The 16,825-nt window shown below is 62.6% G+C and carries 21 protein-coding genes and 2 tRNA genes; 11 read left to right on the top strand and 12 right to left on the bottom strand.

Annotation, left to right across the window (positions count from 1 at the left end; genetic code table 11):
• Nucleotides 1-7 precede the first annotated feature (7 nt).
• On the bottom strand, nucleotides 8-379 hold the full coding sequence (locus C5B90_RS06365; RefSeq protein ID WP_115879961.1) for a hypothetical protein: 372 nt from the start codon (nucleotides 377-379) through the stop codon (nucleotides 8-10).
• A gap of 81 nt (nucleotides 380-460) precedes the next feature.
• A complete protein-coding gene (locus tag C5B90_RS06360) occupies nucleotides 461-727 on the bottom strand; it encodes a hypothetical protein (RefSeq protein ID WP_115879959.1) in 267 nt (88 codons plus the stop codon).
• 140 nt (nucleotides 728-867) lie between these two features.
• Between C5B90_RS06360 and C5B90_RS06355 the strand changes: the two genes are divergently transcribed.
• The 9 genes from C5B90_RS06355 to C5B90_RS06320 all read left to right on the top strand — a co-directional run bounded on the left by C5B90_RS06355 (nucleotide 868) and on the right by C5B90_RS06320 (nucleotide 5,116).
• Nucleotides 868-1,146 carry a hypothetical protein gene (locus C5B90_RS06355; RefSeq protein ID WP_115879957.1) on the top strand — a complete coding sequence of 93 codons (279 nt, stop codon included), beginning with the start codon at nucleotides 868-870 and terminating at the stop codon, nucleotides 1,144-1,146.
• Nucleotides 1,146-1,607 carry a hypothetical protein gene (locus tag C5B90_RS06350; protein ID WP_115879955.1) on the top strand — a complete coding sequence of 154 codons (462 nt, stop codon included), beginning with the start codon at nucleotides 1,146-1,148 and terminating at the stop codon, nucleotides 1,605-1,607. The genes C5B90_RS06355 and C5B90_RS06350 overlap by 1 nt, the downstream gene beginning before the upstream one ends.
• A gap of 10 nt (nucleotides 1,608-1,617) precedes the next feature.
• Nucleotides 1,618-2,466, top strand: coding sequence for a hypothetical protein (locus C5B90_RS06345; RefSeq protein WP_115879953.1), 849 nt, complete (start codon nucleotides 1,618-1,620; stop codon nucleotides 2,464-2,466).
• Nucleotides 2,467-2,610: 144 nt separating this feature from the next.
• Nucleotides 2,611-2,847, top strand: coding sequence for a hypothetical protein (locus C5B90_RS06340; protein WP_148708199.1), 237 nt, complete (start codon nucleotides 2,611-2,613; stop codon nucleotides 2,845-2,847).
• Complete coding sequence (locus C5B90_RS06335) at nucleotides 2,840-3,028, top strand: hypothetical protein (RefSeq protein WP_115879949.1); 189 nt, start codon at nucleotides 2,840-2,842, stop codon at nucleotides 3,026-3,028. The genes C5B90_RS06340 and C5B90_RS06335 overlap by 8 nt, the downstream gene beginning before the upstream one ends.
• Before the next feature lie 102 nt (nucleotides 3,029-3,130).
• Nucleotides 3,131-3,412: a hypothetical protein gene (locus tag C5B90_RS06330; RefSeq protein WP_115879947.1), complete on the top strand. Its 282-nt coding sequence runs from the start codon at nucleotides 3,131-3,133 to the stop codon at nucleotides 3,410-3,412.
• 647 nt (nucleotides 3,413-4,059) lie between these two features.
• Nucleotides 4,060-4,215 carry a hypothetical protein gene (locus C5B90_RS20520; RefSeq protein WP_158547215.1) on the top strand — a complete coding sequence of 52 codons (156 nt, stop codon included), beginning with the start codon at nucleotides 4,060-4,062 and terminating at the stop codon, nucleotides 4,213-4,215.
• Complete coding sequence (locus C5B90_RS20515; RefSeq protein WP_158547214.1) at nucleotides 4,212-4,349, top strand: hypothetical protein; 138 nt, start codon at nucleotides 4,212-4,214, stop codon at nucleotides 4,347-4,349. Before C5B90_RS20520 ends, C5B90_RS20515 begins: the two co-directional genes overlap by 4 nt.
• Nucleotides 4,350-4,495: 146 nt before the next feature.
• Nucleotides 4,496-5,116, top strand: coding sequence for a site-specific integrase (locus C5B90_RS06320; protein ID WP_115879943.1), 621 nt, complete (start codon nucleotides 4,496-4,498; stop codon nucleotides 5,114-5,116).
• A 300-nt stretch (nucleotides 5,117-5,416) separates the two neighbouring features.
• Here the strand turns inward: C5B90_RS06320 and C5B90_RS06315 are convergent, their stop codons facing one another.
• The 8 genes from C5B90_RS06315 to C5B90_RS06280 form a co-directional block, all read right to left on the bottom strand.
• Complete coding sequence (locus tag C5B90_RS06315; RefSeq protein WP_233511908.1) at nucleotides 5,417-7,549, bottom strand: AsnC family protein; 2,133 nt, start codon at nucleotides 7,547-7,549, stop codon at nucleotides 5,417-5,419.
• Nucleotides 7,546-7,785 (bottom strand): hypothetical protein, encoded by a 240-nt coding sequence (locus C5B90_RS06310; RefSeq protein ID WP_115879941.1) that lies wholly within the window; start codon nucleotides 7,783-7,785, stop codon nucleotides 7,546-7,548. The genes C5B90_RS06315 and C5B90_RS06310 overlap by 4 nt, the downstream gene beginning before the upstream one ends.
• A complete protein-coding gene (locus C5B90_RS06305; protein ID WP_115879939.1) occupies nucleotides 7,782-8,339 on the bottom strand; it encodes a hypothetical protein in 558 nt (185 codons plus the stop codon). The genes C5B90_RS06310 and C5B90_RS06305 overlap by 4 nt, the downstream gene beginning before the upstream one ends.
• The gene (locus C5B90_RS06300; protein WP_233511906.1) at nucleotides 8,336-8,812 is read right to left on the bottom strand and encodes a hypothetical protein; all 477 of its coding nucleotides are present in this window, start codon (nucleotides 8,810-8,812) and stop codon (nucleotides 8,336-8,338) included. The genes C5B90_RS06305 and C5B90_RS06300 overlap by 4 nt, the downstream gene beginning before the upstream one ends.
• Nucleotides 8,813-8,878: 66 nt before the next feature.
• Nucleotides 8,879-8,951: transfer RNA gene (locus C5B90_RS06295), tRNA-Pro, on the bottom strand.
• 49 nt (nucleotides 8,952-9,000) lie between these two features.
• Nucleotides 9,001-10,857 (bottom strand): SLC13 family permease, encoded by a 1,857-nt coding sequence (locus tag C5B90_RS06290; RefSeq protein WP_042663983.1) that lies wholly within the window; start codon nucleotides 10,855-10,857, stop codon nucleotides 9,001-9,003.
• Nucleotides 10,858-10,931: 74 nt separating this feature from the next.
• Entirely contained in the window at nucleotides 10,932-12,986 is a 2,055-nt protein-coding gene (locus C5B90_RS06285; RefSeq protein WP_115879937.1) for a DEAD/DEAH box helicase, read from the bottom strand.
• A 117-nt stretch (nucleotides 12,987-13,103) separates the two neighbouring features.
• Entirely contained in the window at nucleotides 13,104-13,493 is a 390-nt protein-coding gene (locus tag C5B90_RS06280) for a cupin domain-containing protein (RefSeq protein WP_115879935.1), read from the bottom strand.
• An 86-nt stretch (nucleotides 13,494-13,579) separates the two neighbouring features.
• Between C5B90_RS06280 and C5B90_RS06275 the strand changes: the two genes are divergently transcribed.
• Nucleotides 13,580-14,752: a M50 family metallopeptidase gene (locus C5B90_RS06275; RefSeq protein ID WP_115879933.1), complete on the top strand. Its 1,173-nt coding sequence runs from the start codon at nucleotides 13,580-13,582 to the stop codon at nucleotides 14,750-14,752.
• A 15-nt stretch (nucleotides 14,753-14,767) separates the two neighbouring features.
• On the opposite strand, the gene C5B90_RS06270 is transcribed toward C5B90_RS06275, so the two are convergent.
• On the bottom strand, nucleotides 14,768-15,550 hold the full coding sequence (locus C5B90_RS06270) for a molybdopterin-binding protein (RefSeq protein ID WP_115879931.1): 783 nt from the start codon (nucleotides 15,548-15,550) through the stop codon (nucleotides 14,768-14,770).
• A gap of 553 nt (nucleotides 15,551-16,103) precedes the next feature.
• Nucleotides 16,104-16,176: transfer RNA gene (locus C5B90_RS06265), tRNA-His, on the bottom strand.
• Between the two features lie 150 nt (nucleotides 16,177-16,326).
• Between C5B90_RS06265 and C5B90_RS06260 the strand changes: the two genes are divergently transcribed.
• The gene (locus tag C5B90_RS06260) at nucleotides 16,327-16,788 is read left to right on the top strand and encodes a DUF5814 domain-containing protein (RefSeq protein WP_058826779.1); all 462 of its coding nucleotides are present in this window, start codon (nucleotides 16,327-16,329) and stop codon (nucleotides 16,786-16,788) included.
• The last annotated feature ends 37 nt before the right edge of the window (nucleotides 16,789-16,825 follow it).

The raw sequence follows: 16,825 nt of genomic DNA, 5'->3' as shown, positions 1-16,825 counted from the left end.
GGCTACCTCAGAGTCCGTCCATGGTTTTAGCGGCGAGCACTCCGAGGATGAGCAACGCCACGAACAGCGGGATGAGACCGGTAATAGTGGTCGTTGATCCGCTGGTCGCTTGATAGTCGTAGCTCACTCGGAGCGCTGCGCCGTCATCGATGCTTCCGCCGGACAGCGCGGTGACGCTCGCGGATGTGTCGTCGAAACTGTAGTCCGTCCCAGCAGTAGCTGTATTCCAGCCAGTACCGTTGTCGTAGTAGACGGTTTCAGAATCGACGACGACCTCGTAGCCGTCGAGGTCGACCGCGGTCCCGACATCAGCAGTAGCGGTCTCGTTGACCACCGACTGCGTGCCGGTGTTCCCGGAGACGGTGTTCGAGATTGGCATGAACAGCGTCGCCGCTATCGTAGCGGCAATCAGAACTGCTGCAATCCCTTTTGCGTTCATAATAAAGTACCCTGGTGGTGGTTAGATGCGACGCATGAGGGGCGACGCGAGCGCGATCAGAAGGAGCAGCGCCGCGAAGAGCGGCAGCAGTCCGAGAATCGTTGCTTCGGTTCCGGAAACGTTCGACGACGCGATTGCATCGTTGACGACCGGGATGAAGACCTGAATTGCGACGATAGCCGCAATCATCAGGCCGATGAATAGTCCGACGAGGTTGGTCTGTGCTCGGTCTTCCGACCGGGCGTTTGCGACCGCCGATTTGGCGGTGATCTTGATGAAGTCAAGCATATTGGGTGCCTCCTAAATCGGCGTTTATTTCTCCCACATATAGTATTTCTGAGAATTTGAACATGAATACGTGAGCGGTTGTACAGCATCTGTACAGATTGCTCAGAAGTATTACGTCGGTTGGCTAGAATTTCTTGGACATGGCACTATCGACGAAACACCGTCGAAATGGTCCGGTCATCAAGTCGCTTGGGTCGTTCTCTGTGACAGGCAACGACGAGAACGTGCGCGTGACGATCTCGAAGAAACTGGACTCAGCACCGTTCCCGAATGAGCCGTCTCGAAGTTTGCGCGCAGAGCTGGTCATCCCTGGTGACGATTCGTTGCCGTACCTCGAACTGCACCCTGTTCTTGACGGCGACGAGGTCGACGTGGAGAATCAGGAACTCATGCGGATGTGGGAGTCCCAGGTGGAGTGATGAGCGACTCGAATCCCAAAAAGCGTGGGACGCGGTGGGATGGCTACTCGAACTACGAGAAGGTCTCAGACCGCTATGCTCGTGCGGTCGATGACGCGCTCAACGCGTGGGCGTATATCGATGCGGCGCACGCTGAAGACGCCCAAATCCGCGCAGAAGACGCGGCCGAAGCTCGATCGCTAATCAAGGCGGCTGCGTTCCGTCTCATCCCAGAGATGGAGAACGACGAGGATGACGTCGAGCTGTACGGAGAGATTCTCGACCGGTGGCTCGGAGAAGACGGATTCATCGAGCGGTTCGAGTCGGTTTCGCTGACGACTTCGTCGCCGGGTTGGATGCACGAGTTCATGCTCGACATTCGACGCTCGGCGTGGGAAATCGGCTACTTGAAAGCCGGACGGACGCAGAAGGAAGAGCCCGAAGACAAAGTCGAGGCGGAGACTTCGGCCATGTTCACATGAGGTGACGAAGATGGAGAAAATTCAGCGATGGGTTGAGAAAATCCACGAACGGCGAATCGAGAAACAGTACGACGCAATCATCCTAGTCATCGCAGAGGAAGGGGACGGGAAGTCGACGCTGATGAACCAACTGACGTGGCTCTGGCAAGATGTTCGCGGCCTCGACCCGACGCCCGAGTCAGTCTTGGACCGCGTCGTCTGGGGTGAGAGAGACGAGTTCAAGCGCACCATGGCAACCGCGCCAGAACGGTCTGCAATCCCGGTCATGGACGCGGCACGTGCACTCTACAAGCGCGATGCAATGGATAGCGAACAGAAGGATGCCGAAAAAGATCTCCTCGACGTTCGGACGAGCGAGTATTTCATCATGTTGGGGTATCAGGGGTACGATGATATCCCGACAACGCTCGCAAAACGTCGAGCACTCGCGGCACTCAAAATCCCGCGAAACCAGCGGGGGAAACTCCGTGGGTACTCCCGTGAGTCACTCGACGAAAAATGGGAGACCGGCGAGTGGCCGGAGCCGGATATGCGAGACTCCTTCCCATCGCTCGAAGGCACGGAACTCTGGGAGGTGTTCAAACGCCGTGACAAGAAGAAAAAGAATGAGCGAATCGACCCTGACGACGACGAGGACGAGTCAGAACTCGACCTCGACCCGCGCGAACTCGCCCAAGAGATCGTCGACGAGGGGATCGGCCGCGTGGTGTCGATCCACGGCGGCAACAAGCAGCCCTACATCGCGTCTGAACTCATCGAGGTTCACTACGGTGCTTCGATGCGCAATGCGAAGAAGGTGAAATTGATTCTGGAAAACAGACCGGACGTCGACTTAGAGCGATTCGCGGAGGAAGCCTGAGATGAGACCAGACACTCACACACAGCACACACCCCTATTGACTTTTGCCTATATTTGCGCACTCGCGCTATGCGCGCGCCTGCGCGCGCGACCCCCGGTCAGATTCGATTTCGGGATTTTCTCGGGTTCTGGTGGTGGTTCTCGATGAGTTCGTCGAGTCTCTCACTACGGTTCGAGCGTTGGCAGTACCAAGTGACGATGTACGTGTCTGTCTGCGTGATCGTACTGTGCTACACCGGCTATCAATCCGGCATCGCACCGACTGTGACGGGCACATTCGCTATCGTCGGATTCGTCGTCACGCTGGTCTCCTCGAGTGGAGCTGCAACCTACGCGTTCGACGATCTCGTCAATGTTGGTATCGAGGAGGGCGATGACTGATGCCGACCCGACCGTCCCGGTCATCGAGACGTTCGTCAACATCGTCGCGGTCGTCCTTGTCGTCGACGTCGTCGCCGACTGGCTGGGTTTGTCGGAAGACGTCCACCTCGTGGTCGCCCTGGTCGCGATGGCGCTCGTCCTCGCTTTCGTCAAAGTCAGAGTTGAGCGAGGAGTTCGATGAGTCTACACGCGCGCAGGCGACGTCGTTCCCAATCTTCCTGATTCTACTGATGATTCTGTTCTTTGGAACCATCGTCCTCAACGAGTTCTGGGTGATGTTCAAATGAGCGAGGCTAAAGTCATCGAAGACGACGACGGAGAACTGTTGGTCCAGATGCCGTACGCCGAGGGATGTCGAGGGTACTGCATCGGCTTCTCTTATGCAGGCTTGTTGCTGGTGTCGGTTTCGAGCCTGATGTTCCTGACGGACGCACCGGTGTTCTGGCTGAGAGCCGCGAGATTCGGCTACATGGCAGGCATCTCGATTGCTCTTGTCGCGTTCGTCGCCGGCTACACGGTCCCGTGTCGGTTCTACGAGCTAATGGAGGATGAGCCGGATGTCTAACGAGCAAGAGGGTACTGTGGATTGCCCCCACGTCGACGGCGACGGTGCGTGCATGATCTGTATCCTCAAAGCAGACGCGAGAGGTGTCGAAGATGAACTCTAATTCCTCTGACCTAAGCAATCAACTGGGTGTTGCGATGCTTGTGACCGTTCTCGTGTTGGTGGCGGTCGCTAAGCTAATCTCAATCGAGGTCGCAGGTGGGTCTGGTGTGCTATTTCTCGCAGTTTGGGGTATTTACTTCCTGCACCCACGTGTCGAGGTGACTGAAATTGACTGAGGAAAACCAGCGAATCGACTTCTGGCACCTTGGGATTGTTATCGGCTTCACGTGCCTGTTCTCAGTCGGTGTCGCGTTCGCGAGTCTTTTCGTCGACCTCGGAGTGCCGCAGTGGTACACGGGTACGCTACTTGTCGGTTCGACAATCGCTCTCGTCGGCTGGGGCGTCGCAGGAGGGTTCCCTGGCCATGTCTAAGCTCCAATCCCGTGTCTACCATGCCGTGGGATGGGTCTTCATGGTATTACTCGGCCCGCTACACTTCGCGGGAGAAATGGTCGGGCCAACTGGCGCGACGGACTGGAGACAGTGGGCTTGCGCCATTTTAGGCACGTTTCTTTGGGTTGGTGTTGCCAGCGTGGTGATGCACAGTGTCTGATGGACTCCTCGGTGTAGTTCAGCACAAATTGTTCGGGCACAGGTTCGACTATGAAGAGCTCGACAGAGAAGAGACAGCAGTCAGGGCAACCTGTGTCTACGAGTTCTGTGACTACGACGAAGTTCTGACTGAGGAGTTGTTTGAATGACGCTCGACTCGGCGTCGGTGTTCAGTTCGTTGCCATGGGGACTCTTCGCGCTTGTCTTCGTTGCGATAATTCTGCTCGTGATTTACTACATGGTGTTCGTCGAGCGGTTCGGGTACTGGGAGGTCCGCTTATGAGTTCGGTGCGACCGCTTCCGAGAACCGACTATTCTCGTAACCAAATGCTCCTCGACGACGCGTAATCGACGTCTTTTCCGAGTAGATCAGCCCGACCGAACTAGCTAAGGTTCCGGGAAACAGAGATAACTACCAGAACTGGAACCATGCAGGTACGCCCATATCCATCGAAGTCAGGAAAGCGACTGTGGCTCTCACGCGCGGAACAAGAGAAACTCCTCTCGCTCGTCGAGGACGAATACCCACGGCGGCGTATCGCTCTGGACCTCGCACTCCACGGTCTCCGCAGCGACGAAGTCCGAAACGTGGAGCCGCGACACTTCGAACGCCTCGACGATGAGGGGAAGTGGCGACTGAGTGTCCCCGACGGCAAGAGCGGCGCTCGGGACACGCCGGTCTCGCGGAGTCTCCGCGAGCGCGTGAAGTACCTGAAGTCCGCGGCGCGATTGCGAGCTGACGAACCGGTGGTCGATGTCTCGACTCGCTCGCTTCGCGATTGGATTGCCGAAGCGCGAGAACAGTTGGCCGACGACCTCGACGACGACCGGTGGCACGACCTCGGGATGCACGACCTTCGACGAACGTGGGCGACGGATACGTTCTACTCACTCGCGTTCGAGGGTGTCCCTATCGCTGAGGAGTTGACGATGGCGTGGGGTGGGTGGGCGATGACCGATTCCGGGCGCGAGACGTTCCGTCGAAACTACCTCGGACCCGTGCCGGACCACGTCACCTCCAGGGCGATGGCTCACCTCGCTTTGGAGTAATCGACGTCTAAATTTTTCGCGCGGGCAAGCCGCGCCGAGTAGGCGCGGCGACCCCCGTTTCATCTGTTTCATCTGGAGCCTGAGCGCAGCGAAGGCTCCGGTAATCTTGAAGTGTGGCTCTTTAGCCACACATCTAACGGAGAATCAGGGGGGTCCCCCCGGATTCGGAGTGACGGCGGTTGCGGCGCTGGTCGAGGCGAGACGGCGCCAAGAAAAATGCAGTCGCTAACGTCCTGAAAACACAGACATTCTTGCCGGGACTAACGTCAGAGAACAGCGTTGCCACTCAGGAGTCGTCAGCTATCTGGCGAGCGTGACGACGTTCTTCGAGCCGACGAGACCGAGCAGATCACCGAGGAGGTATTCGAACCGACGACCCGAGCTGCGGGCACGGGCCTCGACCTCGAACTCACGAGCGAAGTCTTCGATGTCGTTGCCGGTGACCTCCGCCCAGGTCATCGCACCCGAGCGGATGATCCGACGGATGTCGTTGCGGTCAGGTTGATCGTCGAGTTCGAGGCGCTCGCGGTACTCGCCATCCTTCCGATCGACGACGTAGTTCCGAAGCCATCGCGACCACGGGTCGTTCTCGTGGCCGTAAGTGTCGGCGCGGATGATATCGTCGGTAGCCTCCTCGATCGTGGCTTCGACAGTCCGGCGCGCGGACTCGATGTGTTCGACGATCCCGTTCGCGATGTGTTTCGAGGCCAGCTCGACGCTGCCGTAATCGTGAATCACGAGATCACCGAGTCGCTTCAGCGCGCGATAGACGGTATCGATGTGGACGCCGATCCGCTCGGCGAGGTCGGCCGGCGAGATGTGGCCGCCGTCAGTCACCAGCTCCTCGGTGATCGCGACGTCCGTCTCCACGAGGTTCCCCGCGGTGGCGAACATCCGAATCTCGTCCTCCTGCTGCTGAGCGATACGCGGGAGCGGATTGTCGGCGACCTTCGCCATTCGCGCCTCGCCCTCGACGGCGAAGTAGTCGTCCGCGACGTACATCTGGTGGTCAGGCGTCACCGGCAGGTCCGACCAGTTCAGAACGTTCAGCAGCGCCTCGTCGAGTTCCTTGTGGAGCTGGTCGACGTCGTGGAACCGGAGGGTGTCGTCGTACAGCGAGTTCTGATAGGAAACACCGATCTTCGGGTTCTCCAGCGGTGTTCCAGCGACAGCGTCCGGGTTCTTCACGTGGTAGTGCTTGAACTCCTTCGGGAGTTCGTGACCACCGACGATCTCGGCCGCGCGCATCGCGCAGACCGTGGACGTGTGATACCAGCCTTCGCAGACGCGGTCGTCGCGAACAGTCTTCGAATAGCCGCTGCGCTCGCCGCCGAGGATGAGTGCGATGCGGTGAAGCGTCCCGTCGAGCGCGAACACCCGACCGGTCTCGCCCTTCTTCGCGCGGACGTACAGCTCGGCGTCGGTCACGTTCGACGACTTGTGTACCTTTTCGGGATGGAGCGCGTCGTAGTCGATTCCAGTGAACGAGTTCCAACCGAACTCGTCTTGGCGCTCGCGAAGCTCGCGCAGCGCCTCGAACAGGAGACTCGGATACTCGTCAAACTCGAAGTAGCTCCCTCGCGTCTCGACGTCGACGCCGAGGATGTCGTGCGGATTCGAGATGTTCTTCCCGCTCTTCGACTTCACACCGGGCCAGCGCGGACGGACGCGGAAGTACGCACGCTTTCGGTTGTCGTCCTTCGCCTCTTGGAACGACGGATACGTCTCGGGATAGAGTCGTATCATGAACTCGGGCACAGTATCGCCCTCGAGACGCCAATCCCACCGACCGAGGTCGGTATCTTCGTCGGGAACCGCAATTTTCGGATCGTCGGCGTAACCGAATTCGAGGTTCCACTCCTCTCCGCCGAACTCGATGCCGGCGCGGAGGTTCCCGTACTCCTCGAAGTCGTGCATCTTGTACAGCGAGATGAGGCCGAAGTACGTCGACAGCGATTCGGCCCACTTCAGGTACGCCGAGAACTCGTGCGGCTGCGGGAGGAGGAACTTCCGAAGGCCCGAGACGGCGGTCTTCGAATCCTGTCCGCGCATCGTCCGAGCGCGGGAGCCGCGTTTCAGCTTCCGCTCGTGCGCCTCCGCTTCCGAGCAGGCGTAGAAGTGGTCCTCGCGAACGTCCTTCCGGATGTGGGTACCGCCACAGAAGCGACACTCGCCAGTCGGCTCCAGGTCGCAGTTCCACTCGTGTTCGAGCGCGGCTTCCTCGGTCTCGAAGCTCGTCTGGCAGTAGCGACACGCCGCGACGAACTCGGGCATCTCGAACTCGACGTCTTCGGGGTCGTCGTCGATGGTCGAGCCGGGCTCGTATCCGTTGTCAACTGCGGACGCGATGGTGTCCTCGTCGCTCGATGTGACGACGTCCGCGTCGTCGAGGACAGAGAACTCCGCGACGACCTCGCCGGTATCGTCGCTCACCGGCGGTCACCTCCGACGTAATCGACACGGCTACCGCGAATCTCGTAGGCTTCGTAGAGCGACCACTCGGCAGACTCTTTGGCTTCTTCGTAGTCTGAGCGGACCTCGTGGCGAATGTCGCTGTTCCCGTCTCGGTAGACCTCTAAGACGACCCGGTGTTGAACGACTGCACGGCGACGATCGTAGCTCGTGTACGGTCGTTCCTCCCACTCGCAAATCTGTCGAGTGAAGCTCACCGGCGGTCACCTCCGTAGGCGACGCGAACTGGTTGGTCGAACCAGTCGACCACGGACTGCGAGGAGTAGCCGCAGATGTCACAGACGAGCACCCCGACGACCGACCCACGACTCCACTCGTGGCGTCCGTCGTCACAGGGGCCGTCCTGCGTCCGCTGTTGGAGTTCTTCGAGGACTATGCGGCGATGGTCGTAGCGGTCGTCGGAACGCCACGAGACGAGCAGGACGGGGCGCTCGTCGGCGTCGGACTGAACCGTCGCGAGGACTTCGCGAGGTCCGGTGGTTCGGAGGTAGCTCCGGAAGCGCGTCTCGAAGTCCGTCGACTGCCACGAGACTGCGAGCGCGTTGTCGACGCCGTCTGCATCGGCGGCCTCCTCGACCCGAGCCCGCGCGTGCTCAAGAGACTCGGGCGGTGCGAGGTGTGGGAGCGCGCGGTCGACGAGGTCGTCGGCCCACTCGGGAACGTCGCGGACGATAGCGAAGACTCGCGCGCGGTCGCTGGGAACGACATCCTCGTTCGCGAGCGCGGTGAAGTAGGTGCCGCGAACGCTCATCGGGACTCGACCTCCTCGCGGTCAAAGATCTGCGTCCAGGTGATCTGTCCGAAGGTCGCGCGCCCCTCCGCCTCGATCCATGAGAAGTTGAGGTCGGTGACCGAAGTCGCGGGAACGATTTTCGCAGCGATGACCTCGTCGGTGTTCGGGTCGCGGACGGTGAACAGATAGAACGCTCCGAGTTCGACGAGCGCTTCGTGCTGCTTCTTCCGAAGGTAGTAGCGACCGCGATCCTGCGACTCGTTGATGACGACCGCGCAGGATTTGGACTCGACTTCGGAGCCCTGTTCGAGGACGAGAACGCCGACGAAAGGAAGGTCCGGCGAGGGCCAGACCGCGCGAACGCAGACGATGTCGTACGGGAGTTCTTGCCCGTCGTCTCCGTTCTTCGGCGCGGCTTCGAAGCCGTCGACGCGCTGGATCTGGTCCGCTTCGGCGCGTTCGCCCGCACGCTTCGATGGTGCGAGGCTCACGCGCAGACCCCCCTCTGTTCGGGTGGAAAACCGCGGCAAAACAGGCCGCTTTGTTTATATACCCAATGGGACCGCCCGGATTTGAACCGGGGTCACGGGCACCCAAGGCCCGAAGTATACCAGGCTAACCCACGGTCCCGCATATACGTCTCTCCCCGTCGCGGAGTAAAGGGTTTCGTTCCGCCCCGTCAGGTCAGGGGGAAGAAGTACGCGACGCCGAGCGTCGTCACGACCCCGAGGAGCAACTGTAGCGGGCCGCCAACGCGGATGTAGTCCGTGAACTTGTAGCCGCCGGGGCCATAGACGAACAGGTTCGTCTGGTAGCCGACGGGGGTCATGAAGGCCGTCGACGCCGCGAACATGACCGCGAGGACGAACGAGAACGGGTCGGCGCCGAGCGTCGTCGCGGCCTCGATGGCAACTGGAATCATGAGCACGACGCTCGCGTTGTTCGAGATGACGTTCGTCAGGAGCGCCGTCACGAAGTAAAACACCCCAAGAACGGCGATGAGGGGGAGGAAATCGCCGGTCATCACGACCAGTTCCGCGAGGAGTTCGGCGGCCCCGGAGTTCTCCATCGCGATGCCGAGCGGGATGACGCCGGCGAGGAGGAAGATAACGTCCCACTGAACGGCGTCGTACAACTCAGTCGGCCGGAGACACTTCGTGGCGACCATGGCGAGCGCGCCGAGGAGCGCGGCGACGACGATGGGCAGGAAGTTGAGCGCGGCGAGCGCGACGACGCCGGCGACGATGCCGACGGCGACGGGAATCTTCGATTCGCGGTAGTCGTGGCGCTCGATTTCCTGGGCGACGATGAAGTTGCGGTTGTTGTCGAGGCGCTCGATGCTCTCGACGGTCGCCTGCACGAGCAGCGTGTCGCCGACGCGGAGCGGGAGGTTGTCCATCCGCCGGCGGATGAGTTCGCCGCCGCGGCGGAGCGCGAGCACGGTCGCGTCGTACCGCTGTCTGAAACTCGCCGAGGCGAGCGACTCGCCGACCAGCGCCGACCCCGGTGCGACGACGACTTCGACGAGGTTCTGGCCCCGGTCGGCGAGTTCGAGTTCGTCTTCGGTGACGGTCGCCGGTACGAGGTCGAGCCCCTCCACGTCGAGCAGTTCGACGAGCGTGTTGCGGTCGGTTCGGAGGGTAAACACGTCGCCCGGTTGGATTTCCTTCGGACCGAGCGGTTCGAGGAAGACGCTCTCGCCGCGGATGAGTTGGAGGAGGTCCACGTCGAACTCGGTCTCGACGAGCGCCCGCTGGACCTGTTGGCCGACGAGCGGGGAGTCCTCACGGACGACGACCTCGGTCAGGTACTCCGCCATCTCGAACTCCTCGGTGAGGTCGCGCCGGGGCTCGATTCGCGCCGGCGTGAGCCGCCGACCGACGGTCATGAGGTAGACGACGCCGACGGCCATGACCACCGCGCCGAGCGCGGTGAACTCGAACATTGTAAAGGGCGCTTCGCCCGTGATGCGCGAGTAGACATCGCTGGCGAGGATGTTGGTCGAGGTCCCGATGAGCGTCAGCATGCCGCCGAACATCGAGGCGTACGACAGCGGTAAGAGGAGTTTCGAGGGCGACGTTCGCCCGCGCTCGGCGAGGTCGGTCACCATCGGGAGCAGGATGGCGACCGCGGCGGTGTTGTTGATAAAGCCGGAGATGGGGCCGACGACGCCGACGGTCGCGCCGAGTTGCCGGAGTTCGCTGTCGCCGGTGAACGTTGATATTTTCGCGCCCAGAAGCTGGATGATGCCGGTCCGCTGGACGCCCTCGCTGAGGATGAACATCGCGAGGACGGTCAGCGTCGCCGTGTTGGCGAACCCCGAGAGGGCGTCGCCGGGGTAAGAGTCGAAGAGAACGATGGGCGCGCCGAGCATCCCCGCCGAGGCGAGCGCCTCAGAGGCGGGCTGAATCAACATCAGCGACACCATCACGCCGATGGCCGTCACGTCCACCGGGACGGGCTCGGTCGCGAAGAACGCCAACGCGACGAGGATGACGGCGAAGACGACGAGGATGGCCGGCGTTATCGCTACCACGCGGGCATCGACGCGTTGGCGGCCAAAAAGCGTGCGGGATTCGGAATGTCAGCCTCGGCCGAGCGCGTCGGTCGCTACCGGCCTTCCTCGTCGAGTTCGAGGTCGGCGACGATTTCGTACGGTGACGACCCCTTTCGGATGCCGTCGAGGATGGCGAACGCCTCTCTCGGCGAGAGGAACTGCCGGGTCACGGCGAGGCCGAGCGGTGTCGGGTCGAGGCCGTCGATGAAGCCCCACTCTAGAAGCTTCCCCACCGCGTGGGTCGTCGGCACCTCGCCGAGCATCCGGCTGTTGAGCGCCTTCGCCTTCTTGCCGGCGACGACGATGTTCGCCAGCGTCTCTTCGACCGCCGAGGACTGGTCGTACACCGTCCGGACCTCCTCCATCTCGCCTTTGAGGAGCTTGAACGCGACCTCGTCTTCGGTCATCTCCATCGTGTTGTGATAGCTGGCATCGGGTTCGACGAGTAGGTAGACGACGCCCTTGTCGTGGTAGTCGGGGCGGCCAGCGCGGCCGAGCATCTGGCTAAACTCCTGGACGGAGAGCCATTCGATGCCCATCGCCAGCGTGTCGAAGATGACCTGCGACGCCGGGAAGTCGACGCCGGCGGCGAGCGCGGCGGTCGTCACAACGGCCGCGAGGTCCTGATTGGCGAACTGTCGCTCCACGCGCTTTCGCTGGCCGTAGTCCAGTCCGGCGTGGTACGCCGCGGCGTTGTAGTCCATCTTCCGGGCGATTTCGTGACACCGCCGCCGGGAGTTGGTGAAGATGATGGTCTGGCCGCGGTAGCCCTTCGAGGACTTCGAGTCGAACGCCTGCCGCACGAGGCGGTTTTCGATGCGCGGCTTTTCTTGACCATCGGCGAAGGTGACGTGGCGCTCGATGGGGACCGGGCGGTCCTCGTACTCGACGAGATTGGCCCGGAGGTTCTGGGCGAGCCACTTCGGGTTGCCGACGGTCGCAGAGAGGTAAATCCACTGCGCGCCGCCGTACCCCTCACGACGCTTCGCGCGGGCCTCGCAGTAGTGTTTGAGGCGGGCTATCATCCCGTCGAGGCGGTGCCCGCGTTCCTCTTCTTTCAGGGTGTGGACTTCGTCGATGACGACCGTGCCGATGTCGCCGAGGTCCTTGCCCGTCCGGAGCGCGTGGTCGATGCCCTCGTAGGTGCCGACGATGACGTCGGCGTTCGGGTCGAATCGGTTGCCGTCGTCGTTGATTCGGCTCGCGCCGACGCGGATGGTCACCTTGCCGAGGTGGCCGTAGCGCTCCTTGAAGTCCTCGTGCTTCTGGTTGGCGAGCGCGACCAGCGGGACGAGAAACAGCATCTTCCCGTCGTCGTTCAGCATCCGGTCGATGCCGGCGAGTTCGCCGACGAGCGTCTTCCCGGTCGCCGTCGCGCTCACGACGAGCTGGTCGTCGCCGTCGAGCAGTCCGTTGTCGATGGCGAGGCTCTGGACGGGGAGCAGGGTGTCGAAGCGCTCGGTCAGCATCGACTTCAGGTTCGGGTGGAGGTCGAGCGTGCTCGTCTCGACCAGTTCCACGTCCTCCGTCGTCGCGCTGATGGTGTCGAACTTCGTCAGGTCGGGGTCCAACTCGCCCTGCAGTAAGTTCGTGATGCGGGTCAGGTCGCCCGTCTCGTAGAGCAGTTCCTCCAAGCGCTCTTGGGCCGCCTGCGTGAGCCCGCCCGCGAAGGAGAGTTCGCCCTCCAGTTCTTGGACGGCGCAGTCGCGGCAGATGTGCTCGTGTTCGGCCTTAATGGCCGTATCGTCGGTGATGGGCGAGTACCGGCCGTTGACTGCACAGCGGCGGCAGGTCCGCACCGTCAGCGCCTCCAACTGGTAGCCGTCGAGCATCTCTTTCAGCTCGTCGCGGCCGTCTTTCGGCGTCTGCTGAGAGATGCGGATACGGGCGGCCGACCGGGCGAGTTCGACGAACTGACTCGGGTCGCGCGGCGAGTCGTCTCCCTTTCGAGTCACCAGAAAGCGCAGGGGACGAGGCCCCGCGTTCGTCTCTTTGAGTTCGAGCTTGCCGCGGAGCACCCGCTTTCCGTCCCGGCGGGCGACGACGAGGTAGTCGTCTCCCGTCTGGTGGAGAAAGAGCGTGTCGACGCGGGTGACCTGTTTAGACACGGTGCCTGCTACGGCGACGTGGTATTTCAGCGATTCGCCTGCGAACGCTCAGGGACGATAGCGACCCGCATGCGCCCCCGTGGCTTGGTTCCGACGGTCACCGACGCCCGGCCGCGCTCAGGCGTCGGCGTCGTCGGCGAGTTCGATAGCGTCGTCGCCGTTGGGGACCGCACAGAGAAACGCCCCCTCCTCGTCGGACTCGTTTCGGTACCAGTGGACGACGCCGGCGGGAATCAAAAGCGAGTCGCCGGCTTCGACCTCGTACTCCTCGTCGCCGATGCCGACGACGTACCGCCCCGAGAGGACGTACTGCTCGTGTTCGACCTCGTTGGTGTGTTTCGGCACCGTCGCGCCGGGGTCGAGGACGAACCGCCGGATGGCGAAGTTCGGCGCGCCGTCGGCCTCGGAGACGAGGACGCCTTTCGACATCCCGTCGGCCGCGCCGACCGCCTCGTACTCGATGTCCGCGCTCCGCTTGACCACCGGCTCCGGTCGGGAATCGCTCATGTCTCCCCGTCGATTGCCCGCCCGCGTAAGCATTTCCCCGTCTCTTCGCCCTGACTGCTTAAGGCCCCTCCACGGTTACTACGGGTATGCGAGGAATCCGCATCGGTAGCGCCTTCGGCATCCCGATAAAGTTGGACCTCACGTTCCTCATCGTTCTCCCGCTTTTCGCGTGGCTCATCGGCTCGGACGTGACGAATCTCGCGCTCGTCGTCAACGACCTCTTCGGCTCGAACATCGACGGCGCGGCCATCTCCGCGGGGTCGATGCAGTGGGTGCTCGGGAGCGCGGCCGCTATCGGCCTGTTCGCCGGCGTCCTGCTGCACGAGTTCGGCCACTCGCTGGTCGCCATGCGCTACGGCTACGAAATCGAGTCTATCACGCTCTGGCTCTTCGGCGGCGTCGCCCGGTTCAAGGAGATTCCCGAGGACTGGAAACAGGAGTTCACCATCGCCGTCGCGGGTCCGATCGTCTCGGTCGCCATCGGCGTCGTCTCCTACGTCGGCTTCCTCTTGCTCCCCGAGTCGCAGGCTCCCGCGCAGTTCGTCCTCGGCTACCTCGCGCTGGTGAACGTCTCGCTCGCCGTGTTCAACATGCTCCCCGGCTTCCCGATGGACGGCGGGCGCGTCCTCCGGGCGCTCCTCGCGCGGAACCGCCCCCACGCGAAAGCAACCCAGATGGCCGCCGAGGTTGGCAAGGTGTTCGCGTTCCTGCTCGGCCTGTTCGGCCTCTTTTTCAACCTGTTTCTCGTCGCGCTCGCCTTCTTCATCTACATGGGCGCGTCCGGCGAGGCCCAACAGACGGTCCTCAAGGCGACGTTCCAGGACGTGGTCGTCCGCGACATCATGACCGGCCGCGAGAACCTCGACGTGGTCGACGAGAAGACCTCCGTCGCGGAGCTTCTCGAACGCATGTTCGTCGAGCGCCACACGGGCTACCCGGTCCTCAGGAACGGCGACCTCGTCGGCATGGTCACTCTCGACGACGCCCGCGGCGTCAAGGAGGTCGAACGCGACGCCTTCCGCGTGGACGACATCATGAGTGACGAACTGGCGACCATCACCCCCGACGCCGACGCGATGGACGCCATCGCACTCATGCAGGAACGCGGCGTGGGTCGCCTCCCGGTCGTCGATGAGGCGGGCGAACTCGTCGGTCTCGTCTCTCGGTCGGACCTCGTCACCGCCTTCAACATCATCCGCAGTCGCGGGTCGCTCGACGCCATGCCCCGCTCCGACGCCGGCCTCGCCCAACTCCGCTGATTCGCCGACTCACGCTCAGTTCTCGGGTGCGTCACTCCCTGCGTTTCTCTCGCGCGCCGCCATCACAGCCGCTTCGCTCTCGTAGAGGTCGACCGTCGCGTTCGCCTCGAACCACGCCATCGCTTCGTCGAGGACCGCCGGGTCGCCGCCGCTGAGTTTGATTCGCGTCGGCCCGCCGCTGTTGGGGTAGCTCCCGACGCCCACGCCGAACCGCTCGGCGACGACGCCGAGTTCGCGGGCGACGGCCCCCTCCGGCGCGTCGGCGTAGCACTCCCGTGACTGCGCGTCGCCCGCGAACCGCTCGGCGATGGACTCGAACATCGGCTTCATCTCCGTGGGGATGCCCGGCAGGACGTAGACGTTCCCCGCCCGACAGCCGGGCGCGAGACCCTCCTCGTTCCGGAGCACCTCGGCGTCGGCGGGCATCGACGCGTACCACTCCGGTTCGAGGTCGAAGTCGATGTCAGGCCGGCGTTCGAGAATCGCCGCGATGGTCGCTTCGACCTGCGCTTCGGCCTCGTCGTTGACGACGAACGCCCTGTCGAGACCGGCGGCGACGGCCTCCATGGTGATGTCGTCCGGCGTCCCGCCGAGACCGCCGGTGACGAGCACGGCGTCGAAGGCGGCCGCCCAGTCGGCGACCGTCTCGGTGATGACCCCGTGGTCGTCGGGGACCGTCTGAATCCGCGCCACCGTCGCCCCACCCTCGGTGAGCCGTCTGGCCAACCACGTCGCGTTCGTGTTCTCGATGTCCCCCGCGAGCAGTTCGTTGCCGACGGTGAGGATGGCGACCTGCATGGCCGGGTCGTAGGACGCCCGATAGAAAGACGTGCTCGTTTCCGGCGTTCCCTTCGGGTTGTCGGCGACGGCCCCGCTATCGACGGTTCGAGACGACTCTCGCTCGGTGGTTCGAGCGCGGAAAAGCGAGGTGGACCGACGGCGACCTGCGGAACCGACCGGTCAGCCTGTCGGTACCGTGGGGCCGACGGGCGCTTCGTTGTCCTCCGGGTCGCCGCGGTTGAGTATCGCGTCGCGGATGCGGTCGAACACCGAGTTGTCCGCGCGGAGTTGGGTTCTCATCCCACGTCGAATGTTAGTCCATGACATACTTGGTTCTGGTGGGAGTCTGAACCGGGCGTGTTGTCGGGCAGGTGTGAGAATTGAACGCCGTGAGGCTCCGCCTCGCGTACTCACGCTCGTTTCACTCGCGTGAACCTCAGTCGCTTCGTTCGCTCTCGCTCACTTCGCTCCCTGGTTCAATTCTCTCGGTCCGACTTCGCACATTCTCGTGAGTTCTCGCGGTGCTCGCTGGCGCGAGCACACGCTCGAAAGGTGAGAATGTAAAGAAGAGGTCCAGGTGCGAGAATTGAACCCGCGTCTCAGCCTCCACAAGGCTGAAGGATAGTCCACTACCCCAACCCGGACACGTTGCAACCCTTCCTAATCCGCTACGACTAAAATACGTTACGCTACGGTCCCGGAATGACAGTACGTAACAGAGCTCATCCGCGTCGACGACGCTGCGCCGGCGAGCGGGACGCTTTTGCCGCGGTGGCCCGAAGTCGCGGGTAGCAGTGGCTATCACCGACAAGATTTATCTCAAAAACCACCGCCAAATCGTCTCGCAACTGGATACGAACATCCCCAAGCGCGTCTTCAGCGGTGCGACCCTCGAAATTCTCTACTCCGGCGAGGGACTCGCCAAGGTGGACGACGCCACCCGCGACCGCCTGCTCGACTTCGCGCAGGACTTCCTCGACTGCGAGAACTCCGACGACATCTACACCGGCTACCCCGAGCGCCAGTTCATCGAGTATCTGCTCGAACTCCGCGCGCAGGGGCTCGGGCCCGACGCCATCGTGGACGTGATGAGCGACGACTACATGGTGTACGCCTACCCCGGCGACGTGCTCTCGTTCCTCGACGACGCGGTCCGGACGCTCGAATCGGTCGAAGCGCTCGCGGACGTGGAAGGAAACAGAGAGATGCAGGACGACGCGCGGCGGGCGAAGCAGGACCTCGTCGGTCCTCGCTGAAATCGGTGGGTGCGGACGCCGCAGAGAACAGTACGGA

It is taken from the genome of Haloferax sp. Atlit-12N, assembly GCF_003383095.1.
GTDB lineage: Archaea > Halobacteriota > Halobacteria > Halobacteriales > Haloferacaceae > Haloferax.
The sequence above is the reverse complement of the archived record's forward strand: the minus strand, read 5'-3'. Positions and strand labels throughout refer to the sequence as shown.